The organism is Tardiphaga sp. (assembly GCF_041424195.1).
GTDB lineage: Bacteria > Pseudomonadota > Alphaproteobacteria > Rhizobiales > Xanthobacteraceae > Tardiphaga.
Map to the genome: position 1 here is coordinate 208,746 of NZ_JBGMOE010000190.1, position 21,329 is coordinate 230,074.

General features: G+C 62.2%; 20 protein-coding genes. 5 read left to right on the plus strand and 15 right to left on the minus strand.

Annotated elements, in window-relative coordinates; genetic code table 11:
• Positions 1-136: 136 nt before the first annotated feature.
• The 3 genes from ACEK02_RS26080 to ACEK02_RS26090 all read right to left on the minus strand — a co-directional run bounded on the left by ACEK02_RS26080 (position 137) and on the right by ACEK02_RS26090 (position 2,232).
• A complete protein-coding gene (locus ACEK02_RS26080; RefSeq protein ID WP_371424390.1) occupies positions 137-541 on the minus strand; it encodes a DUF3307 domain-containing protein in 405 nt (134 codons plus the stop codon).
• A gap of 170 nt (positions 542-711) precedes the next feature.
• Complete coding sequence (locus ACEK02_RS26085; protein ID WP_371424391.1) at positions 712-1,557, minus strand: DUF6537 domain-containing protein; 846 nt, start codon at positions 1,555-1,557, stop codon at positions 712-714.
• Positions 1,558-1,572: 15 nt separating this feature from the next.
• Positions 1,573-2,232, minus strand: coding sequence for a Crp/Fnr family transcriptional regulator (locus tag ACEK02_RS26090; protein WP_371424392.1), 660 nt, complete (start codon positions 2,230-2,232; stop codon positions 1,573-1,575).
• Positions 2,233-2,499: 267 nt separating this feature from the next.
• On the opposite strand from ACEK02_RS26090, the gene ACEK02_RS26095 reads away from it, so the two are divergent.
• Positions 2,500-3,306: an enoyl-CoA hydratase/isomerase family protein gene (locus ACEK02_RS26095; protein ID WP_371424393.1), complete on the plus strand. Its 807-nt coding sequence runs from the start codon at positions 2,500-2,502 to the stop codon at positions 3,304-3,306.
• A 66-nt stretch (positions 3,307-3,372) separates the two neighbouring features.
• On the opposite strand, the gene ACEK02_RS26100 is transcribed toward ACEK02_RS26095, so the two are convergent.
• The 8 genes from ACEK02_RS26100 to ACEK02_RS26135 all read right to left on the minus strand — a co-directional run bounded on the left by ACEK02_RS26100 (position 3,373) and on the right by ACEK02_RS26135 (position 12,561).
• Complete coding sequence (locus ACEK02_RS26100) at positions 3,373-4,056, minus strand: nitroreductase (protein ID WP_371424394.1); 684 nt, start codon at positions 4,054-4,056, stop codon at positions 3,373-3,375.
• A 140-nt stretch (positions 4,057-4,196) separates the two neighbouring features.
• Positions 4,197-5,438, minus strand: a complete 1,242-nt coding sequence (locus ACEK02_RS26105; protein WP_371424395.1) for an acyl-CoA dehydrogenase — start codon at positions 5,436-5,438, stop codon at positions 4,197-4,199.
• A 120-nt stretch (positions 5,439-5,558) separates the two neighbouring features.
• Positions 5,559-6,803 carry an acyl-CoA dehydrogenase gene (locus tag ACEK02_RS26110; RefSeq protein WP_371424396.1) on the minus strand — a complete coding sequence of 415 codons (1,245 nt, stop codon included), beginning with the start codon at positions 6,801-6,803 and terminating at the stop codon, positions 5,559-5,561.
• A gap of 12 nt (positions 6,804-6,815) precedes the next feature.
• A complete protein-coding gene (locus tag ACEK02_RS26115; RefSeq protein WP_371424397.1) occupies positions 6,816-7,943 on the minus strand; it encodes an acyl-CoA dehydrogenase family protein in 1,128 nt (375 codons plus the stop codon).
• A 126-nt stretch (positions 7,944-8,069) separates the two neighbouring features.
• On the minus strand, positions 8,070-9,944 hold the full coding sequence (locus ACEK02_RS26120; RefSeq protein ID WP_371424398.1) for an AMP-binding protein: 1,875 nt from the start codon (positions 9,942-9,944) through the stop codon (positions 8,070-8,072).
• A gap of 78 nt (positions 9,945-10,022) precedes the next feature.
• The gene (locus ACEK02_RS26125) at positions 10,023-10,829 is read right to left on the minus strand and encodes an enoyl-CoA hydratase/isomerase family protein (RefSeq protein WP_371424399.1); all 807 of its coding nucleotides are present in this window, start codon (positions 10,827-10,829) and stop codon (positions 10,023-10,025) included.
• A 115-nt stretch (positions 10,830-10,944) separates the two neighbouring features.
• Positions 10,945-11,703, minus strand: a complete 759-nt coding sequence (locus ACEK02_RS26130) for an SDR family NAD(P)-dependent oxidoreductase (protein ID WP_371424400.1) — start codon at positions 11,701-11,703, stop codon at positions 10,945-10,947.
• A 192-nt stretch (positions 11,704-11,895) separates the two neighbouring features.
• A complete protein-coding gene (locus tag ACEK02_RS26135; protein WP_371424401.1) occupies positions 11,896-12,561 on the minus strand; it encodes a TetR family transcriptional regulator in 666 nt (221 codons plus the stop codon).
• A gap of 131 nt (positions 12,562-12,692) precedes the next feature.
• On the opposite strand from ACEK02_RS26135, the gene ACEK02_RS26140 reads away from it, so the two are divergent.
• From ACEK02_RS26140 to ACEK02_RS26150, 3 genes are all read left to right on the plus strand, one after another.
• Entirely contained in the window at positions 12,693-13,865 is a 1,173-nt protein-coding gene (locus ACEK02_RS26140) for an acetyl-CoA C-acetyltransferase (protein ID WP_371424402.1), read from the plus strand.
• Positions 13,866-14,013: 148 nt separating this feature from the next.
• Entirely contained in the window at positions 14,014-15,561 is a 1,548-nt protein-coding gene (locus ACEK02_RS26145; protein WP_371424403.1) for an acyl-CoA synthetase, read from the plus strand.
• A 64-nt stretch (positions 15,562-15,625) separates the two neighbouring features.
• Positions 15,626-16,945: a cobyrinate a,c-diamide synthase gene (locus ACEK02_RS26150; RefSeq protein ID WP_371424404.1), complete on the plus strand. Its 1,320-nt coding sequence runs from the start codon at positions 15,626-15,628 to the stop codon at positions 16,943-16,945.
• A 6-nt stretch (positions 16,946-16,951) separates the two neighbouring features.
• Here the strand turns inward: ACEK02_RS26150 and ACEK02_RS26155 are convergent, their stop codons facing one another.
• On the minus strand, positions 16,952-17,797 hold the full coding sequence (locus ACEK02_RS26155) for a DUF1194 domain-containing protein (RefSeq protein WP_371424405.1): 846 nt from the start codon (positions 17,795-17,797) through the stop codon (positions 16,952-16,954).
• A gap of 183 nt (positions 17,798-17,980) precedes the next feature.
• On the opposite strand from ACEK02_RS26155, the gene clpS reads away from it, so the two are divergent.
• Entirely contained in the window at positions 17,981-18,286 is a 306-nt protein-coding gene (gene clpS, locus ACEK02_RS26160) for an ATP-dependent Clp protease adapter ClpS (RefSeq protein ID WP_371424406.1), read from the plus strand.
• Between the two features lie 18 nt (positions 18,287-18,304).
• On the opposite strand, the gene ACEK02_RS26165 is transcribed toward clpS, so the two are convergent.
• From ACEK02_RS26165 to ACEK02_RS26175, 3 genes are all read right to left on the minus strand, one after another.
• A complete protein-coding gene (locus ACEK02_RS26165) occupies positions 18,305-19,510 on the minus strand; it encodes an adenylate/guanylate cyclase domain-containing protein (RefSeq protein WP_371424423.1) in 1,206 nt (401 codons plus the stop codon).
• A 52-nt stretch (positions 19,511-19,562) separates the two neighbouring features.
• Positions 19,563-20,648 carry a chorismate synthase gene (gene aroC, locus ACEK02_RS26170; protein WP_371424407.1) on the minus strand — a complete coding sequence of 362 codons (1,086 nt, stop codon included), beginning with the start codon at positions 20,646-20,648 and terminating at the stop codon, positions 19,563-19,565.
• Between the two features lie 77 nt (positions 20,649-20,725).
• Positions 20,726-21,325 carry a histidine phosphatase family protein gene (locus tag ACEK02_RS26175; protein ID WP_371424408.1) on the minus strand — a complete coding sequence of 200 codons (600 nt, stop codon included), beginning with the start codon at positions 21,323-21,325 and terminating at the stop codon, positions 20,726-20,728.
• Positions 21,326-21,329: the final 4 nt, after the last annotated feature.

Consider the following 21,329-nt stretch of genomic DNA (forward strand, 5'->3'; position numbering starts at 1 on the left):
AGGATGCGGTTGAATTTCCTAACGTGCAGTTAACCAACAGCCTTAATGGCCGGGTGCGTCTCTTGAGTAACAGTTTGAAATGTGGCAGCCGCGCCGCGATACCGCCACATTGGAACTCGAAGCGTTCAAATGCGCATCAGCTGTTGGCGACGATGAAGATGGCCAGGAAGAAGTCGGTCAGGTGGTGCAGCGCCTGATCGATACCGATCAGCCACCAGAACCAGCGATGGCCCTGCGTCACACCGAAATGCGATACGCAGATGCCCTTGAGCCGATCGATGGTGATGTGGATGGCGAAATCGACCAGCCCCAGGAACCAGAGCTTCGGCTGTACGACGGCCACGAACAATGTCGTGAGGACACCATGGATCGCACAATGCGTCAGCAGCGGCAGCGCCCATCCGGTCCGCTGATCCTTGCCCATCGCCATCCAGGCGTTCTGCAACAGGAAATCCGCGATCACGTGCTTGACGGTGAGGACGAGCATCCACCCGACGAGCCCGCCCAGAGCAATCGACGACGACATTGCAGGAAACAACAAGCTGACGTCCCTCTCACCGGTCACGATAGAACGGCCTGCCCAGCCGATCCCGATCGCTCGCCCTATTTATGACACCCCGAAACCGGGAATGCACGCAGCGGAACCTGAAACTCACCGCTTCCTGCACAGCCATTCAACCGAGATATCACCGTCCATACTCCACTTTCACGCTAGCTGATCACCTCGTGCGCGCGGAGTTCGCCGATCGCCTTGCGTAATTGGTCACCCTTGGGGTCGCGCGGAACCGCACGCGCACGCGCGATTGCGTCCGACAGATCGGCAATCACCAACGTTCCATCGAAAGCTGGCTTGGCAAGCCCGTCGATGATCTGATGCCAGGCGGCCATGCCTTGCCGGTAGCCGGTGCCGTAGCCTTCGATCATGGTGGCCGTCTGCACGATGGCCATTGCCGCGTCGGGCTGCCTGGTCAATGCGCGATCGATCATATGCAGCCAGCGCTCAACCCAGACACGCTCGGTCTCGTAGCGCGTCGACAACAGGCGCCAGCGTCGCAGCCAGGATTCGAACTCAAGACGTTTGACGCCCCAAATGCTCGCCTTGCTGAACCGAATGGGCACCGTGCGATGCGCGCAATAGATGCGCTCAAGTGCCCACATCAGGGGATCACCGACGATCTCCGGCAATGCCGACACCAGTTCATCAAGCCGAAAGCGCCGCTTGTCGACCACCGGCGGCCGACCGGGTATCACGGGCTCCTGCAGCTTGAGCTGTGCGATGCGGATTGGATCTTGATAACTCATGCGCACGGCGAGCAGCCGCGCAATCTCGCAGAACAGTTCGTCATCGACATTTCGCCGGCCGACGAAGCGACGCAGCCGGTTGCTATAGAGCTGTGCATAGCCGGCGCTCTGATAATTGATCAGCAGATTCACGCCATCCTGCGCCACCGGACGCACCGCATCCGGCAGGCCTGCCGGCAGGACAGGCGCCACAGGTTCGTCCTTGTTCGCCAGTTCGGCGAGCGTGGAGCGGATGACGTTGATAAAGCCTGCCACAGGACGTCCTGACGCTTATACGGGCTGCGGCGCCATCGGCAATGCGGGTGTATCCTGCTTGGCGAGGCGCGCTTCCAGCTTGTTGATATTCTCGAACAACCGCGCGCTGGCGAGACGCAAGAAAAAGAAACCGAATTCCGGATTCTGCACGTAGAGCTCTTCAACCTGGCTGTAGCTGACGCTGAGCACCATGCCTGGCTCGATACACTCCAGCGTCTGGGTGCGCTCATTCGTGGGTGACAACATGCCAAGCTCGCCGACAATGGCGCCGACCGGCAGTTCGATCCCGGACTCGACGAGACGATAGCGGCCACTGACAATGTAGAACATGTCCTCGGCCTTCTCGTCCTTGTAGAAAAGGATCTCGCCGGCCTTGCAAGGGCGCTTGGTCATGAACGGCTTCAGCCATTCCATCGACAGGTCCGAGTTCACCGACTTCTTCACGTCCTGCACCAATTGCAGCATCTGGCGCAGGCGATAGATATTGAGCGGCAGCAGGACCGTATGCAGAGCCATCGTCGGATAGTTGTGGGTCGGGATCGAGATCGCGATCAGCAGGACGTTGGCCATGATGCCGAACACCCGCAGCGGGATCATCGTGCGCATCGTGCAGGTCGCCACCACGAAGATGGTGGCGAAGGCACTGCCGGCGTGATGGAGATAGGACATATCCATGGGAGCAAACCGGGTTTTCAGGAACGGCCGCATCGTCACCCGCCAACATGAAGGACGGATAACCGGGCCTTTGCATCTGCAATATAGCCCATCCGGTTAAAATAGCCCGCCTTGCAACCGCTCAAAATCGCGGTCCGATGCGCGGATTGACGCGCCATCCGGCTACGGGCACGGTCCATTCACTGCCCGCACCGAGATACGCGATTTTTGATTCGACGCGTTTTCCAAACGCGAACCGGGCTCGAAAACGCCAGGGAGAAGAACAACATGTCGGAAACGACAGAAACCGCGTCAGACCAGTCCTCGCCACCCGTTCTGAGCATCGACGGCCCGCGCGCCACCATCCGCCTGAACCGCCCCCGGAAGCTGAACCGGCTGTCCCAGCCCGACCTGGACACCCTGATGGAGCTGTTCGATCGCGTGGAGGCGGATCGCACCATCAGGGTACTGGTCCTGACCGGCACCGGCCGGGCCTTCAGCGCCGGTTTCGACCTCAATGCCATCTCCGAGCGCGCGGCAAGTGCACCCAAATCCGTAGCAGAAGGTTCTTCCGGATCGGCCTTCGAAGCCGTCGCCAACCGGCTCGAGGATCTGGGGCTGCCGACCATCTGCCGGCTCAATGGCGGCGTTTATGGCGGCTCGACCGACCTGGCGCTGGCCTGCGACTTCCGCATCGGCGTCGATACCTGCGAGATGTTCATGCCGGCAGCCCGGCTCGGGCTGCACTACTACAAGGGCGGCATCAAACGCTATGTGAGCCGGCTCGGGGTCGACAACGCCAAGCGGCTGTTCCTCACCGCTCAGAAGCTGGAAGCCAGCGAACTGCTCCGCATCGGCTACCTCACCGCCATGGTGCCCGCCGAGGCGCTGGACGAGGAAGTCGACAAGCTCGCGAATACTCTCGCCGGAAATGCGCCGGTCGCCATGCGCGGCATGAAGCAGGCGATCAACGAATTCGCCCGCGGCGAGCTGGACGAGGCTGCGGCCGACCAGCGCGCGCGGGACAGCATGCGCGGCGACGAGATCAAGGAAGGCACGAAGGCGTTTGCGGAGAAACGGGCGCCGAGGTTTTGATCTGGCGCTGCGCCACGCTTCCCTCTCCCCGCAAGCGGGGCGAGGGGAAGCGAGGCACAGCCTTATCTATCCGACAAACGTCGCTACATCGTCCAGCTGCGCGCGGTTCGTCCGATAGCTGTTCACCTTGTGCTCGCGATCCGGATAGCCAAACGAGATGCCGCAAACCACGCGGCGGTCATCGCTCATGCCAAAATGCTGGCGGACCACCGCCGAATGAAATGCCAGCGCGGCCTGCGGCACGGTCGCTAGTCCCAGCGCCTGCGCCGCCAGCATGAAGTTGTTCACATAGCCGCCGCAGTCCACCGCGCCATAGACGCCGAGTGCCTCGTCCGAGGTAATGATCGCCACATGCGGCGCGCCGAAGAAATTGAAGTTCTGTAGCGCCTGTTCGGCATAGGCGGTCTTGTCGCCCCTTGCGATGCCCAGCGTGTTGTAGAGCTGAAAGCCGCTTTCACGGCGGCGATCCAGATAGACCCCGCGATATTCGCGCGGAAACGGGAAATCGCCGGAATTCGGCGTGCCTGCGGCCGCGACGGGATAGAGCACGTCGCGAAACTTCCTGGTGGCTTCACCCGACGTGATCGTCACCTGCCACGGCTGGCTGTTGCACCACGACGCGGTCTTCTGCGCGGCATTGAGAATGCGCTCGATAATCGCGCGCGGCACCTGCTCGGTCTTGTAGGCACGGCAGGAGTAGCGCGACGCGAGGAGATCTTCGAGCATATCGATGGGAGTAGTTTCAGTCATGAAATCCTCGGCCTGTAGGATGGATAGAGCGACTTCGCGAAACCCATCACGGCAATGCATTGAGATGATGGGTTTCGCTTCGGCGCGATGCACCTTCGCTCTACCCATCCTACATATTACTCAGGATGAGGACGGAGATGTCACCGTCCCTTGGTCGGGACCTTGTTAAACGGCACGTCCTTATCAACGCGGATGTCGCCCGGCAGGCCGAGCACGCGCTCGGCGATGATATTGCGCAGGATCTCGTCGGTCCCGCCGGCGATACGCATCGAGGGCGAACCCAGGATCGTCGCCTGGAATTCGCCGGCCGCTTCCGCATCGGCGCCGACAAGCGCACCGGAAGCGCCCTGCAGATCGGCGGCGAACATCGCGATATCCTGCATCATCGTGCCCGAGACCAGCTTGCCGATGGAGTTCTCCGGACCTGGACGCTCGCCCTTCGACAGCGCCGAGATCGAGCGATAGCTGGTATATTTCAGGCCGGAATTCTTCACCGCCCAGTTTGCGAGCCTTGAGCGCACATTGGGATCGTCGATGGCAAGACCATCCTCCAGCATCAGGTTGCTGCAGAATTCGAACAGTTCCGGGAAGCCGGTCGCGACGCGTGACCCGATCGACATGCGCTCGTTCATCAGCGTGGTCAGCGATACGTTCCAGCCGTCACCGACCGCGCCAAGGCGCTGGCTGTCTGGAATCCGGACATTGGTGAAGAACACCTCGTTGAATTCCTGCATGCCGTTGGCCTGCTTGATCGGCTTCACCTCGACGCCGTCGCTCTTCATGTCCAGGAAGAACATGGTGAGGCCCTTGTGCTTGGGCACATTCGGGTCCGTGCGGGTGATCAGGATGCCGTAGTCCGAATAGTGCGCGCCGGAGGTCCAGATCTTCTGGCCGTTGATGATCCAGTCGTCACCATCCTTTTCAGCACGCGTGCGCAGACCGGCGACGTCGGATCCGCCGGCAGGTTCGGAAAACAACTGGCACCAGACTTTCTCACCCGACGCCAAAGGCGGCAGGTATTTGCGCTTCTGGTCTTCGGAGGCATAGGCCATCACGGTAGGACCACACATGCCCTGCCCGATAGCGAAAGGCCGCGCGAGCTTGTCATAGACGCCCTCTTCCTGCTGCCAGATCACGCGCTCGATCGGCGTCGACCCACGGCCGCCATATTCCTTCGGCCAGTGCAGGCAGGCCCAGCCGGCATCGGCTTTCTTCTTCTGCCAGGCCTTGGCGACATCGAGCATCGCATCGCGCTTCTCAGAGGCGCGCTTGGCCGACGGCTTGGTCAGCTCGGCCTCCAGCTCCTTCGGCGCATTGGCGTCGATCCACTTGCGCGCGATCGCGCGGAATTCGGCTTCCTGCGGCGTGTCATCGAAATTCATGGCAGTCGTCCTTAATGAGAAAAGAAAGCGTAGGATGGGTAGAGCCCTTGCGAAACCCATCGATGGGCTTGCGCGGACATTGATGGGTTTCGCTGCGCTCTACCCATCCCACAGGCTGACTTATCGTCCCTTGGTCGGGATCTTGTTGAATGGCACGTCCTTGTCGACGCGGATGTCGCCCGGCAGGCCGAGCACGCGTTCCGCGATGATATTGCGCAGGATCTCGTCAGTGCCGCCCTCGACGCGCGTCGCGGGCGAACGCAGCAGCATCGCCTGGAATTTGCCGGCAACCTCTGCGTCTTCCGGTCCGTTCAGTACACCGGCCGCGCCCTGCAGATCGAGCGCATAGGTCGCGACGTCCTGCAGCATGGCGCCGGCAACGAGCTTGCCGATGGAATTTTCCGGACCCGGTCGCTCACCGCGCGACAGCGCCGAGATGGCGCGGAAGCTGGTGTAACGAAGTCCGCTGGCGCGCACCGCCCAGTTGGCGAGCCTGGAGCGCACGGCCGGATCATCGATCGCCGGACCGTCATCCAGCATCAGGCTGTTGCAGAATTCGAACAGCTCCGGGAAGCCGGTGGCGACATTGGCGCCGATTGCCATGCGCTCGTTCATCAGCGTGGTCAGTGACACGTTCCAGCCATCGCCGACGGCACCGAGGCGCTGGCTATCTGGAATCCGCACGTCGGTGAAATAGACCTCGTTGAATTCGGCCTGGCCGTTGGCCTGCTTGATCGGCTTCACCTCGACGCCCGGGCTCTTCATATCCAGGAAGAACATGGTGAGACCCTTGTGCTTCGGCACAGTGGGATCGGTGCGGGTAATCAGGATGCCGTAATCCGAGTAATGCGCGCCCGAGGTCCAGATCTTCTGGCCATTGATGACCCAGTCATCGCCATCCTTCTCTGCGCGGGTGCGCAGACCGGCCACGTCCGACCCCCCAGCTGGTTCGGAGAACAACTGGCACCAGATCTTCTCGCCGGAGGCCAGCGGCGGCAAATACTGCCGCTTATGCTCCTCGGCGGCATAGGCCATCATGGTCGGGCCGCACATGCCGTGACCGATGATGAACAGCGCGCCAAGCTTGCCGAACACGCCCTCTTCCTGCTGCCAGATCACCCGCTCGATCGGAGAAGCGCCGCGACCACCATACTCCTTCGGCCAATGCGGGACCGCCCAGCCGGCATCTGCCTTCTTCTTCTGCCAGGCTTTCGCGACATCGAGAATATTCGCGCTCCTGAGCTGAATGCGGCCAAGCGCGGCCTTTTTCAGCTCGTCTTCATATTGCTTGGGCGCATTGGCCGCGATCCAGGCTTTCGCCTCGGCGCGGAACGCGGCCTCCTGTGGGGTGTCATCGAAATTCATCTCGATCGATCCTTACGCCGCGTTCTTCTGGCGCATGCGCTCGATCAACTGGTCTTCCCAATAGGACAGCGAGCCCAATCCGACCGCCACGGCGTTGGAGCGACGATAATAGAGATGGCAGTCGAACTCCCAGGTGAAGCCCATGCCGCCGTGAACCTGGATGTTGTTCTTGGAGCAGTGCTGGAATGCCTGGGTCGCGCTGATGCGCGCGGCAGCCGCAGCTTCCGGCAGTTCGGACGCATTGGTCGAAAGCGCCCAGGCGCCGTAGTAACAATTGGAGCGTGCCAGCGTCGCGGAGACATACATGTCCGCGAGCATGTGCTTCACAGCCTGGAACGAACCGATCTGGCGACCGAAGGCGATACGATCGAGCGCGTAGTCGCGGCCCATTTCCAGTGCGCGATCGGAACCGCCGACCTGTTCGAAGCCGATCAGCACGGCGGCGCGATCGAGCACCCGCGAGAGGATGCTCCAGCCTTCGTTGGCGGCGCCGAGCGGCTCGGCCTTGACGTTCTTGAAGGAGATCTCGGCCTGATTGCGCGACGGATCGATGGAGGTCAGCGCCTTGGCCTCGACGCCTTCGCTGGTGAGATCGACCAGAAACAGGGCGATGTCGCTGTCGCGGCCGGTTGAGCCCGTGCGTGCCGCAACGATGGCAAAGTCGGCGATGGCGCCATCAGCCACCGGCTTCTTGGTGCCGTTGAGCACGCCGTTAGCTGCCGTGAGCTTGATCGCCTTCGGCGACGGATTGCCCGAGCCTTCGAACAGCGCCAGCGTGCCGATGGCATTGCCCTGCGCAATGGCCGGCAGCCACTTCTGCTTCTGCGCATCGGAGCCGGCCAGAAGCAGCGCTTCGGCGGCAAGATACACGGTGGACGAGAACGGCACCGGCGCCAGCGCGCGGCCCATTTCCTCCGCGATCACACAGAGTTCGAGATGACCGGCACCCGAGCCACCAAAGGCTTCCGGGATGGCGACGCCGAGAAAGCCCATATCTGCGAGACCCTTCCAGAGCTCGCGGTCATAGGGCGCCTTGCCGTCGATCACGGCGCGCACCGCCTTGGGCGGGCACTTCTCGGTGAGAAAACGCCGGGCCTCGTCGCGGAGCTGCTTCTGGTCGTCGGAAAAATCGAAGTTCATGGCGGTGTACTCTGTCTTCGTGTTGTTTCGTAGGATGGGTGGAGCGTTTTTTCGCGAAACCCATCGCGGCGGTGTTTGCAGTTGATGGGTTTCGCTACGCTCTACCCATCCTACGGATCGTCATCCTCAATTCAGCACCATCACGTCTTCGCCGGGATGTTCGGCGTAAAGCTGCGCGACCAGTGCAGCACGGCGCTCGAGACCGGCGCGCTGGTTGATGTAGCCCTTGTCGGTGAGTTCGTTACCATCGATGGACGCCGGCTCGACCATGAACATCGCGCGCGCGATGCGCCGGCTGCTGGCGCCCTCGCAGGACGCGTTGTGGGCCTGCAGACCGTTCTTGAGGCTGGCGAGCACGGCGGGATGTTTCACGACGTCAGCAAAGCTCGCGTCAGGCTCGCCGATCATGATGCGGCAGGCAGGCAGATTGGGCCAGGCGAGCATGCCGATATACGGGCGATCCTGCCCGGTGATCAGCGCATCCTGCACCACCGGTGTCGCCGCGGCGATGGCATCGGTACGCAGCGAGCCGACATGCACGAAGGTACCGGTCGTGAGCTTGAAATCTTCCACTACCCGGCCGGAAAAGATCAGGCCCTGCACTGGATCGTTGTCATCGACGAAGATGCCGGCATCGCCGATCTTGTAGAAGCCTTCCTCGTCGAAGGCTGCCTTGGTGAGATCGGGCTGGCGATAGTAACCGGGCATCACATTGACGCCGCGCAGCCTGAGTTCGTATTTCGAATCCACCGGCACCATCTTCAATTCGACGCCGGGGAACGGCAGGCCGATCAGGCCGACGCGCTCGGTGTCCCAATAGGTGCCGGTCGAGGTCGGCGCCGTCTCGGTGCAGCCCCAGCCGGTATAGAACACGATGCGGGTGCCGGTGGCGCGCACGGCCAGCGCTTCCATCCGGTCGTAGAGATCGTCCGGCAGCCGCGCGCCGCCATAGCCCATCAGCGTCATATTCTTGAAAAACGACCGCGCCAGCGCATCGTCCTTCTCCATGGCGCTGGCGATGGCCGCATAGCCCGCCGGGACGTTGGCGTAGTAGGTCGGCGAGATCTCGCGCAGATTGCGCAGCGTCTCGTCGATCATGCCGGGCATCGGCCGGCCGTCATCGATATAGAGCGTGCCGCCGTCGATCAGCAGCGGGTTGAACAGCGCATTGCCGCCCATGGTGTGATTCCACGGCATCCAGTCGAGATAGACCGGGGGCTGCGCATTGGGATCGCGCGGGCGGGTCTGCATCATCTGCGCCGCATTGGCGGTCATCATGCGCTGGGTGTTGATGACCGCCTTGGGCATCCCCGTAGAGCCTGAAGTGAACAGCAGCTTTCCGACGGTGTCGGGTGTGATCTGCGCAATGGATGCATCGACCGCCGGCGTCACCTTGGTCGCGGCCATGTCGGCGTAGGCCGTGCTGGCGATGCCTTCGGGCGCACGCCCGACATGCACGATCTTGATATCGGTCAGATCCAGCGCATCGAGCGCCTTCTGAAAGGTCGGACCGTCCTGCACCATCACTGCGACCGGCTTGATCAGGTCGAACAGATATTTAAGCTTGGCGTGATCCTGGCTCATCAGTGAATAAGCCGGCGACACCGGCGCTGCGGGATGGCGCGCCTGCATCGCGGCCTGGGTCATCAGCGCGTGTTCGATGGAATTTCCCGAGAGAATTGCGATGGGGCGATCCGCCTCAAGCTTCATGTCGAGCAGCGCCTGGGTCAGCGAATCCACCGTGCGCTTGGCTTCGGCATAGCTGAGATTGCGCCACTGCCGATCCGCATCGGCGCGCTGCGCCAGCCAGGTGTGATCGGGACGCTCCTTCGCCCATTTCGCCAGCGAGGCCGGAAGATGCGTCTCATAGGCCATCAGCGGCACGCGCGACTTCATGACAATCACGCCATCCGTGCGACGCTCGACATCGATGTCGCGCTCCATCCAGTGGATCTTGCGGAAGGCGGGCTTTGTCAGCACCGCGGCAGCCTGCGCGTTCATGTGGTTTCTCCCAAAACCGTTCTTGTCGAACCATGGTCTCGTTTGCCGGACCTTGTATTCGCTGCGTGAGATCATGCTTTAACGTGTGACGTAAACCGGCTTTCGTTTCTCGATGAATGCGCGAATGCCTTCCTCGAAGTCCTCCGAGCGGCTGCACAGCACCTGATTGCGATCTTCCATGGCGATGACGGCCTCGATGGAGCCGGCATCGACGGACATATTGATACATTCCTTCGACAGCCGCAGCCCTACCGGCGACGCGGTCATCATGGCGTCGACATAGGGCGCGGCTGCGGCCTCGAGCTCGCCGTCATCGACCACTTCGGACACCAGCCCGACGGCAAGCGCACGATCGGCGTGGATGAAACGGCCGGTGAGGATCAATTCAGAGGCAACAGAGACGCCGACGAGGCGCGGCAGGAAATAGCTGGAGCCGATGTCACAGCCGCCTAGCCCGAGCTTGATGAAGGCGCAGTTCATCCGCGCCGACTTCGCGGCAATACGGATGTCGGCGGCCAGCGCCAGTGCGAAACCGCCACCAGCGGCAGCGCCCTGCACCAGTGCGATGATCGGCTGCGGGCAACGCCGCATCAGCATCACGATGTCGGCGATGCGGCGCTGGGAATCCAGGGACTCGGTAACCGTGCGCGGTGCGTTCTGGCCGGAGCGCGCTGCCATCGCGTGCTTGAGGTCGAGCCCGGCGCAAAAATTGGCGCCGGCGCCCTTGAGAACCACGACACGCGTCTTGCGGTTGCGCTGCAGGCTTTCGAAGTAGTCGTTCAATGCATCGATCAGAGCCGGATCGAGCGCGTTGAGATTGTCCGGGCGATTGAGCGTCACCCGGTCCACGCCGTCGTCGTGTTCGATCAGCAAAGGTGAGGTCACAACGCCAACTCCGTCCCAGCCTCGTAGGTCGCCTTGCCGGCGCTTGTATTGGTGCCCTCTCCCCGCACGAAGCGAAGCTTCGCTTCGGGTGGGGAGAGGGGAAGAAGGGTAACGACTACCGCGGAGCCATACGGATGGCGCCGTCGAGACGGATGGTCTCGCCGTTCAGCATCGGGTTCTCGACCATGTGGACCGCGAGGTTACCGTATTCCGAAGCGTCGCCGAGGCGGGCCGGATGCGGCACCTGCGCGCCCAGGCTGGCGCGGGCTTCTTCGTTGAGGCCCATCAGCAGCGGCGTCAGGAACAGGCCCGGCGCAATGGTGTTGACGCGGATCTTCTGCGACGACAGATCGCGCGCGGCCGGCAGTGTCAGACCGACGACGCCGCCCTTCGATGCAGCATAGGCGATCTGGCCGATCTGGCCTTCATAGGCCGCGACGCTGGCGGTGTTGATGATAACACCGCGCTCTTCGCCGATGGCGTCCTGCGTGACGAGCTGTTCGGCGAACAGACGCAGGCAGTTGAAGGTGCCGACGAGGTTGACCATGATGACATTGGTGAACTTCTCGAGCGGATAGACGCCCTGCTTGCCGACGATGCGCTGCGAACCGCCGATGCCGGCGCAGTTCACCAGCACGCGCGCGGTGCCGTGCGCAGCGGCTGCCTTGGCGAGCGCCGCCTTGACGTCGTTTTCGCTGGTGACGTCGCCGACGGTGGCAACGCCCTTCACTTCGGCGGCGACCTTCTCAGCATTGTCCTGCGCGCGATCGAACACGGCAACCTTGGCGCCCTTGGCAGCCATCGCGCGCGCGGTCGCGGCGCCCAGTCCCGAGCCACCGCCGGTGATGAATACGGCTACGTCTTTCAACTGCATGGAGTATGCCTTTCCTTGGGCGTTTCTGATCGTTTCTTGAATTTTTGGGTCGCGAAGAAAAAGAAGAAGAAGAAGAGGTCCTTGGGCGTTTTCTTGTTTTGTTATTCTTGAATTTGGTTCCTTGGGCGTTTCCAAACGTTCTTGAATTTTCTTGGTAGTCTTTCCTTGGGGCCGTTTCTTCTTAGCTCTGTGTCAGGCCTTTGCGGCCTTCTTGTTTGTCAAGATTCCGCCGAGCAACATCGCCTCCATATGGGCGACGTAGTCGCGGCAAACTTCATCCGTCACCGGGCCGACGCCAATGGCGCGCGACATGGCATGACGGCTGAAAAACAGGTTGTCGCAGGCACCGATCAGGCTGGTGTAGAACAGCACCGGATCGACCTTGCGGAATTCGCCAGCTTCGAGTCCTTCCGCCAGCAGACGGCGATGGAAGCCGAGCAGCGGCCCCACGAAGAACTTCGAGACCTCGTCGGCCGCCTCGTTGCTGCTCTCGTGCAGCAAGTAGTGGATCAGCCGGTTCATGTAGGGAAACTGGTAATAGGCCTTGATTATGCCGGCGATATGCAGCCGCAGTTTTGCGGTGGCCGAGATCGGCTGCGCCAGCAGATATTCCAGATTGGTCATCTCGGTGGCGGCGTCGCGCGCAAGCAGCGCCAGCAGCAGGCCGTCCTTGTTGCCGAAATGATATTTCACCAGCGCGGCGTTCACACCCGACTGCTGCGCAATCTCGCTCAGCGACACCTCGATGGAGTTGCTGGCGATCATGAGTTCGCTTGCCGCGAGCAGCAACTTATCGGCCGTCGGATTACGGCCGACGGCGGTTTTCACGGAGGTGCTGGGGTTCACAGTCGGTGCCATTCGAGGCGCAGATAATACGAACAATCACCCGCACTCAAGAGTTAATTGACCGATTGACTAAACTCTCCGCGGCAACTTAAATCCCGCGCACCGACAAGCCATCAAAATAAGCCAAATAAGGGAGAAACGCCATGGCCGAGGCCTATATCGTCGCCGCTGCACGCACCGCTGGTGGCCGCAAAGGTGGCCGTTTAGCTGGTTGGCATCCGGCCGATCTCGCAGCTTCGGTCCTGAACGCATTGGTGGAGCGCACCGGCGCAGATCCCGCCTCGGTTGAAGACGTCATCATGGGCTGTGTCGGCCAGGGTGGCGAGCAGGCCGTGAACGTCGCGCGAAATGCCGTGCTGGCCTCGAAGCTGCCGGAAAGCGTGCCGGGCACCTCGATCGATCGCCAGTGCGGTTCCTCCCAGCAGGCGCTGCATTTCGCCGCCCAGGCCGTGATGGCCGGCTCCATGGATATCGTGATCGCCGCGGGCGTCGAGAGCATGACCCGCGTGCCGATGGGCTCGCCGAGCATCCTCGCCGCAAAAGCCGGCATGGGCCACTACAAGAGCCCCGGCATGGAAGCGCGCTATCCCAACATCCAGTTCAATCAGTTCACCGGGGCCGAGATGGTCGCCGCGAAATACGGGCTGACCAAGGATGAACTCGACCAGTACGCCTATGAGAGCCACCAACGCGCCATTGCCGCGACCGAAGCCGGCCGCTTCAAGGACGAGATCATACCGCTGCAGATCACCCGCGCGGATGGCACCACGGATACGCATCACATCGACGAAGGCATCCGTTTCGATGCGACGCTGGACGGCATCCGAGGCGTCAAGCTGATCGCCGAGAACGGCAAGCTCACCGCAGCATCCGCCAGCCAGATCTGCGACGGCGCGTCGGGCGTGATGGTCGTCAACGAAAAGGGTCTCAAGCAGCTCGGCGTCAAGCCGATGGCACGCATCCACCATATGACCATGATGGGCGGCGATCCCGTGATCATGCTGGAAGCACCCCTGCCCGCCACCAAGCGCGCGCTCGAAAAGGCCGGGATGAAGATCGACGACATCGACCTGTTCGAAGTCAACGAAGCCTTCGCCTCAATTCCAACCGCCTGGTTGAAGGCCACCGGCGCCGATCCGAAGCGCCTCAACGTCAATGGTGGCGCCATCGCGCTCGGCCATCCGCTCGGCGGCTCCGGCACCAAGCTGATGACCACGCTCGTGCACGCGCTCCAGCAGAACAACAAGCGCTACGGGCTGCAGACCATGTGCGAAGGCGGCGGCATGGCCAACGTGACAATCGTGGAGCGCCTGTAACGATTCCAACCGGCGGATGGTGACCAGCGCGTGGATAACCGGCACAAGACCGTTCCACTGCTCGCCACGTCCCATCCGCCCAAACTATTCTAAACTACCACGAGCGGAAAAATCCGCCGGTCTACGAGGAAACACCAAGGAATTCTCCATGACGCATCCGTCGATTCACGCGAAGACCAATCCCGACAAGATTGCCTATCGCATGGCCGGTTCCGGTCAGGCGCTCACCTATCGCGAACTCGACGAACGCTCCAATCGTGGCGCGCAGCTGTTTCGCTCGTTGGGTCTGAAGGCCGGCGATCATGTCGCGCTCTTGATGGAAAACCGGCTCGACTTCATGGAGATCTGCTGGGCGGCCCAGCGCGCGGGGCTTTATTACACGGCGATCAGCCGTTACCTCACGCAAGACGAGATCGCCTATATCGTGAAAGACTGCGGCGCACGCGTCGTCATCACCTCCGAGAAATGCGCCGACGTGGTGGCGCCGCTGATCACCGACGGCGCCGATGCGCCGGTGTTCTATATCGTCGATGGCTCCCGTCCCGGCTTCCGCAACTGGCAGGAGGCGCTGGCCGCACAGCCCGGCACGCCAATCCCGGATGAAGTCGCCGGCTACGACATGCTGTATTCGTCGGGCACAACGGGCCGGCCAAAAGGCATCAAGCGCGCATCGGAGAACAACCCGATCGACGTGCCGAATCCGTTCTTGAAAAGGCTCTGCGCCGATATGTGCGGCATGACATCGGACAGCGTCTATCTGTCGCCAGCGCCGCTCTATCACGCCGCACCTTTGCGCTTCAACATGATGGCGATTACGCTCGGTGGCACCTCGGTGATCATGGAGCATTTCGACGCCGAGGAGTTCCTCAAGCTGGTCGAGACGCACAAGATCACCCAGTCTCAACTGGTGCCAACCATGTTCGTGCGGATGCTGAAACTGCCCGACGAAGTCCGATTGAAATACGATGTGTCGTCACTGAACGGCGCGATCCATGCTGCAGCCCCCTGCCCGGTTGAGGTCAAGGCGCGCATGATCGACTGGTGGGGACCGATCCTGATCGAATATTACGCCGGCTCCGAGGGCAACGGCGTCACCGTGTCCAACTCGCAACAGTGGTTGTCGCATCGCGGCACGGTGGGCAAAGCCGTCACCGGCGTCATCAAGATTCTCAACGAAGAGGATCAGGAACTCCCGGTTGGCGAAATCGGCACAGTCTATTTTGCCGACGCCCCGCAATTCACCTATCACAACGATCCCGAGAAGACGAAGCGCGCCTATAATTCCCGCGGCTGGTCCACGCTTGGCGATGTCGGCTATCTCGATGACGAAGGCTTCCTCTATCTCACCGACCGCAAGTCCTACATGATCATTTCCGGCGGCGTGAACATCTACCCGCAGGAGACGGAGGACGTTCTTATCACCCATCCGGATATCGCCGACGTCGCCGTGTTCGGCGTGCCAAACGAGGAGATGGGCGAAGAGGTCAAGGCCGTGGTGCAGCCGCACGACATGAGCCGCGCCGGCAAGGCGCTGGAAGCCGAACTGATCTTGTACTGCCGCAAACACCTGTCCCCGATCAAATGCCCGAAGAGCATCGACTTCGAGTCCGAATTGCCGCGCACGCCCACCGGCAAGCTGGTGAAGCGCCATCTGCGCGACAAGTACTGGCCGAAGAAGGAAAAGGCCTCGGCCTAGACCGCACTCTTGCGGCCCCGCATCCGCCGCGGTAATCCGCGGCGATGTCGCAGATCATTCCATCATGACGGCCGGCCTGCTGGTTTCCGCGGCGCGATCCGGCGCGGGCAAGACCACCGTCACGCTCGGCCTGCTCGCCGCGCTCGGACGACGCGGCATGGTGCTGCGTGCCGCCAAGGCCGGGCCTGATTATATCGACCCCGCCTTTCATAGGGTTGCCACCGACGCGCCTTGCATCAATCTCGACAGCTGGACGATGCCTCCGCCACTGCTGCATGCGCTGATGGCCGGTGCCACAACGACCGCCGATCTGCTGGTGGTCGAAGGCGTCATGGGCCTGTTCGATGGCGTACCCGACGTGGCCGATCGTGATGGCAGCAGCGCCAGTATCGCCGCGCGCTTCAAATTGCCGGTGCTGCTGGTGCTCGATGTCACGGCGCAATCGCAATCGGCCGCCGCCATGGTGCGCGGCTTCGCCAGCCATCACCCTGAGGTGTGCGTTGCCGGCGTGATCCTGAACCGCGTTGGCTCTGACCGACACCGCCGCCTCATCACGGATGCCATCGCGCCGCTCGGCATCCCCGTTGTCGGCGCCATCCCGCGCGACGCAACGCTGGCGCTGCCGGAACGCCATCTCGGCCTGATCCAGGCCGGCGAACACGGCGACCTTGCCACGCGGATCGCCGTTCTCGCAGACATGGCGGAGAGACATCTCGATCTTGATGCGATCATTGCGCTGGCCGCGCCGATCGAGCGGCAGCCAACACGCAATGCCGTGCCGGCATTGCCGCCGCCCGGTCAGCGCATTGCCCTTGCCGTCGATGCCGCATTCACCTTCATCTATCCGCACCTGATCGATGGCTGGCGCAGTGCCGGCGCGGAGATCGTGCCTTTCTCACCGCTCGCCAATGAAGCGCCGCCAGATGATTGCGATGCCTGCTGGCTGCCCGGTGGCTATCCCGAACTTCACGCGGCGACTCTCGCATCTGCGCAGACATTCCGAAACGGACTGGTGCGCTTTGCACTGACAGGTTCGGTCCATGGCGAGTGCGGTGGCTATATGGTGCTCGGTGAAGGCCTCGAAGACGCCGACGGCAACCGGCACGCAATGACGGGCTTACTCGGCCATACCACGAGCTTCCACAAGCGGCGCCTGCATCTCGGCTATCGCGAGGCGCAATTGCTATCCGACAGTCCGATCGGATCAAAGGGATCGCTCGTCCGCGGCCACGAATTTCACTACGCGTCGCTGATCGACCTGGGCCGCGATGAACCGCTGGTGGATCTCCGGAATGCACAAAACGAGCCCATGGCGGAACGTGGCGGACGGCGCGGCCATGTTACCGGCACGTTCTTCCACGCCATCGCGCAGGCCGACCGCTAGCGGGACTTAACGACCCCAGCGATCCTGCCAGATCTTCTCGCCAATCAGGCAATTCACGCGCGGCTCCCTGCTTGTGTTGGCGACAGGAATCGCGCGCGGCTCCGGCATCAGACCGGCGACTTCCATCACCAGCTTGGTGCGGATCGCTTCCTTGAATTTGTCGCGCTCCTTGATCGGCACGACGAAGGAGCCCGCGCCGCCGATCACGCAATCCTCGTAATAGAGATCGAGGTTCTCGATATCCATGGTCGAATAGGACAGTTCTTTCGCCATGATCGGCAGGCCATTGATGACGATGCCTTTGCCGATCGCCTCGTCGCGCGCGATCGTCACCGGCCCGCCATTGTTGTTGGGACCGTCACCCGAGATATCGATGACCCGGCGCAGGCCATGCAACTCGTTTGCATCGAACAGCGGCATGGCAAAATTGATCGCGCCCGAGATCGAGGTACGCGACGCCCGACGGATCGGCGTCTTCATGATTTCGGATGCCACCGCATCGGCAGACTCAGGCCCGTCAATGACACGCCACGGGATGATGACCTTCTGATCGTTGGAGGCCGCCCATTCGAAATAAGTGACGGCGATCTTGCCGGTGGGGCCGCTCTTGAGCGCGGCGAGGAATTCCTTGGAGACAATGGCCTGGGCATAGCCCTCGCGCTGGATCGCCAGCTCGTCCATGTCCATTGAATAGGAGACGTCGACCGCCAGAACCAGCTCGACATCGACCACCGGGTCCTGCTTGCTCTGGACAAATTGCGCTTTTGAGCCTGTCGCCGCCATGCTCGCGACGTCGCCGCCGGCCATCGCTCCCGCGACGAGTAACGCTCCAATCGAGACACACCAGCGCATAGCGGCCCTCCCGTTGATAATCGAATGGTGACACGCAAATGACGAGCCGCAAAGCAGGAACCCGCGGGCATGTTCACAATCAAGTCAGGGAAGCAGCGCGCCTGGATAAATGGCTCGGCTGATCGACAGTCGCTGGTGGTGCCATTATATTGAAGGCCGTATGCTCCGCCCGCGTGAGTTGCCATGCCCGACACCGTCATCAAGCCGACGATCAAGGCCAAGCCGAAGGTCGAGCGGCCGAAATTGTACAAGGTCATCCTCGTCAATGACGACTTCACACCGCGCGAATTCGTCGTGCGGGTGCTGAAGGCGGAGTTCCGCATGTCCGAGGACCAGGCCGCCAAGGTGATGATGACCGCGCATCAGCGCGGCGTCTGCGTCGTCGCCGTGTTCACCCGGGACGTCGCCGAGACCAAGGCGACCCGCGCGACAGACGCCGGCCGCGCCAAGGGCTATCCCCTACTATTCACGACCGAGCCGGAAGAATAATACGCGACCGCGTACTCCTCACGATGAGGGCGAAATTCGCGAGCCGGACTCATCAGCCAACCCGTAAACGCGCTCCGCCTTGGCGAAGCCGGCAATCGGGAATTCACCGAGCGCGGTCCAGTCCGCCTCGATCGCTCCGGCAAAGGCCTCCGACGCGACGATGGTACGCTGGAGATTTCCGGCGATCTTCTCCAGGCGTGCGGCGAGGTTCACCGCCGGGCCGATACAGGTGAAATCGAGCCGGTTGCCGCCGCCGATATTGCCGTAGAGAACCTTACCGACATGCAGCGCCAGACCGAAACGGAAGCGCTCCTCGGTACCTGCTACGCGATCCGACCAGCGCAGCGCTTCGACGGCAGCGCTGGCTTCACGGGCCGCCTCCAGTGCGTGACTGCAAACCGTCGAACGATCTGCATCGTCCTCGGCAATAGGAAACACGGCCAGCAGGCCGTCGCCCATGAATTTGAGCACCTCGCCGCCATGTTTGAGGATCGCAGGCACCTGACAATCGAAATAGTGATTCAGGATCTCGACCACACTTTCCGGCGGCAACCGGTCCGATAGCGCCGTAAAGCCGCGCAGGTCGGACAGCCAGATCGCGGCGCGCATGGTCTCGGTATGGCCGCGTCGGATCTGGCCACCGAGAATACGCCCACCGGCGCGGTTACCGACATAGGTATCGAGCAATGTCATCGTGATCCGCCGCATACCGATGACTTCGATCAACCGCGCCAGCGTCGGCAGCACCGTCTTCAGGGCCGCAATCTGCTCGTCGGTGAATCCGCCCGGCTGCTTGGTGGTCCAACTCGATGCGTGAAGCATGTTGTCGACGAAGGTCAGCGGGAGCGCGATATAGTCGGTGACCCCTTCCGCCCGCATATCGTCGAAAAACGGAAATGATTTGCTCGATGGCTCATCAAGTCGGCTTCTGACCTCAATGCCTTCAAGGAAGACGAGCGCAAGTGGGCTTGCGAGGAATTCAGGCGCCGACTGAATATCGAAATCGACCGACGTCATGACAACACCGGTATCCGGACGCCAGATGAAATTGCGGCCGAAGATTTCCGGGTGCAATGTGCGGATGAACACACCGACACGATACAGCGGCAGACCCGCAGCGACGAGCCGCTCGCAGCATTCCGCCATCATGCCTGAAGGCGTCGGCGCAGACCGCGCGCCGTCGCTGAGCCAGTCGGTAATCTCTCCGAGCTTGTCGGGCAACATGGCTGGCACTTTCAAACTCGCGCGAACGCGGGTTGCGGTCAGTCATGCAAGTCTAGCCGACCTGCCCGCGATGCCTAATGAAATGATCGGCGAGCACACAGGCGGCCATGGCTTCGGCCACAGGCACGGCGCGAATGCCGACGCAGGGATCGTGACGGCCCTTGGTCAGGATATCCGTGTCGGCACCGCTGCGATTCACGGTCTTGCGCGGGGACAGGATCGACGAGGTCGGCTTCACCGCAAAACGCGCGACCACCGGCTGGCCGGTGGAAATGCCACCGAGGATGCCGCCGGCATGGTTGGAGAGGAATGACGGGCCGTGATTGGTCATGCGCATCTCGTCCGCATTGTCCTCACCGGACAATGCCGCGGCGCCAAAACCATCGCCGATCTCGACGCCCTTGACCGCATTGATGCTCATCAGCGCTGCGGCGAGATCACCGTCGAGTTTGGCGTAAATGGGCGCGCCCAATCCCGCCGGAACGCCCTCGGCGATCACCTCAATCACCGCACCGATCGACGAGCCCGACTTCCGGATGCCGTCGAGATAACCTTCGAAGAACGCGGCCTTGTCCTTGTCTGGACAGAAGAACGGGTTACGGGCGACCTCGTCCCAGTCCCAGTTGCCGCGGTCGATCTTGTGCGGGCCCATCTGAACCAGGGCCGCTCGCACCGTCATCCCCGGTACGACCTTGCGTGCGATGGCGCCAGCGGCCACGCGCGTCGCCGTCTCGCGGGCCGACGAACGGCCACCGCCGCGATAATCGCGCAGCCCGTATTTGGCTTCATAGGTAAAGTCGGCATGGCCCGGACGAAACTTGTCCTTGATGTCCGAATAGTCCTTCGAGCGCTGGTCGGTATTCTCGATCAGCAGCGCAATCGGCGTGCCCGTCGTGACCTGCACGCCGGTCTCCGGATGCGCCATCACGCCGGACAGGATCTTGACCGCATCGGCCTCCTGGCGCTGCGTGGTGAAGCGCGACTGGCCGGGACGGCGGCGATCGAGATCAGCCTGGATCTCGGCGACATCCAGCGGGATCAGCGGCGGACAGCCATCGACCACGCAGCCGATCGCCACCCCGTGGCTCTCGCCAAAGGTGGTGACGCGGAACATATGGCCGAAGGTATTGTGGGACATGGGGCGCTCGCTGATTGAGCAGATGTCGTAACGCGGGCCGTCCGAGGGGTCAAATCGCTCCCGGTCGGCGGAAATCCTTAACTAAACTTGTCCATCCCGTCGGCATTGAACACATAGACCGAGCCCTGCTGGATCGGCATTTCGCTGACGCCGTCCGGCGTCTCATAACCCAGCGCAACCATCAGCGCCCGCGCCGTGCCGCCATGCGCCACCGCGACGGTATCGCCCGTGAGTCCGTCAACCCATTCGCGCATCCGCTGTTGCACTTCGGCATAGCTTTCACCGCCCGGCGCAGGCAGGCTCCATTTGTCGCGCAAGCGCGCCGCGAAAATGTCGGGATGCGCTGCTTCCTGCTCGGCCAGCGTGAATCCTTCCCAGTGCCCGAAGCCGATTTCGCGGAGGCGATCGTCGAGGCCATAATCGTGGTGGGGAAGATCGAGCCTGCCGCGCACCAGCTCCATGGTGTTGCGCGCGCGGCCGAGCGGACTGGAGACGAATGTGACATCGGCGCTGCTGCGCCCGTCGCGCGTCAACAGGTCCTTCAGCACTGTGCCGGCATGCGCCGCCTGCTCCCGGCCAAGATCATTGAGCGGAATATCCTTCGAGCCCTGAAAGCGACCGGCGGCGTTCCATTCGGTCTGGCCGTGGCGAATATAATAGATCGTTGGCTTCGGCATGGAC

Bases quoted from the DNA above. Each gene is read 5' to 3' on its own strand.
- ACEK02_RS26090 (WP_371424392.1), bottom strand. From the start codon at position 2,232: ATGGATATGTCCTATCTCCATCACGCCGGCAGTGCCTTCGCCACCATC.
- ACEK02_RS26095 (WP_371424393.1), top strand. From the start codon at position 2,500: ATGTCGGAAACGACAGAAACCGCGTCAGACCAGTCCTCGCCACCCGTT.
- ACEK02_RS26100 (WP_371424394.1), bottom strand. From the start codon at position 4,056: ATGACTGAAACTACTCCCATCGATATGCTCGAAGATCTCCTCGCGTCG.
- ACEK02_RS26105 (WP_371424395.1), bottom strand. From the start codon at position 5,438: ATGAATTTCGATGACACGCCGCAGGAAGCCGAATTCCGCGCGATCGCG.
- ACEK02_RS26110 (WP_371424396.1), bottom strand. From the start codon at position 6,803: ATGAATTTCGATGACACCCCACAGGAGGCCGCGTTCCGCGCCGAGGCG.
- ACEK02_RS26115 (WP_371424397.1), bottom strand. From the start codon at position 7,943: ATGAACTTCGATTTTTCCGACGACCAGAAGCAGCTCCGCGACGAGGCC.
- ACEK02_RS26120 (WP_371424398.1), bottom strand. From the start codon at position 9,944: ATGAACGCGCAGGCTGCCGCGGTGCTGACAAAGCCCGCCTTCCGCAAG.
- ACEK02_RS26130 (WP_371424400.1), bottom strand. From the start codon at position 11,703: ATGCAGTTGAAAGACGTAGCCGTATTCATCACCGGCGGTGGCTCGGGA.
- ACEK02_RS26135 (WP_371424401.1), bottom strand. From the start codon at position 12,561: ATGGCACCGACTGTGAACCCCAGCACCTCCGTGAAAACCGCCGTCGGC.
- ACEK02_RS26140 (WP_371424402.1), top strand. From the start codon at position 12,693: ATGGCCGAGGCCTATATCGTCGCCGCTGCACGCACCGCTGGTGGCCGC.
- ACEK02_RS26145 (WP_371424403.1), top strand. From the start codon at position 14,014: ATGACGCATCCGTCGATTCACGCGAAGACCAATCCCGACAAGATTGCC.
- ACEK02_RS26150 (WP_371424404.1), top strand. From the start codon at position 15,626: ATGACGGCCGGCCTGCTGGTTTCCGCGGCGCGATCCGGCGCGGGCAAG.
- ACEK02_RS26155 (WP_371424405.1), bottom strand. From the start codon at position 17,797: ATGCGCTGGTGTGTCTCGATTGGAGCGTTACTCGTCGCGGGAGCGATG.
- clpS (WP_371424406.1), top strand. From the start codon at position 17,981: ATGCCCGACACCGTCATCAAGCCGACGATCAAGGCCAAGCCGAAGGTC.
- ACEK02_RS26165 (WP_371424423.1), bottom strand. From the start codon at position 19,510: ATGTTGCCCGACAAGCTCGGAGAGATTACCGACTGGCTCAGCGACGGC.
- aroC (WP_371424407.1), bottom strand. From the start codon at position 20,648: ATGTCCCACAATACCTTCGGCCATATGTTCCGCGTCACCACCTTTGGC.
- ACEK02_RS26175 (WP_371424408.1), bottom strand. From the start codon at position 21,325: ATGCCGAAGCCAACGATCTATTATATTCGCCACGGCCAGACCGAATGG.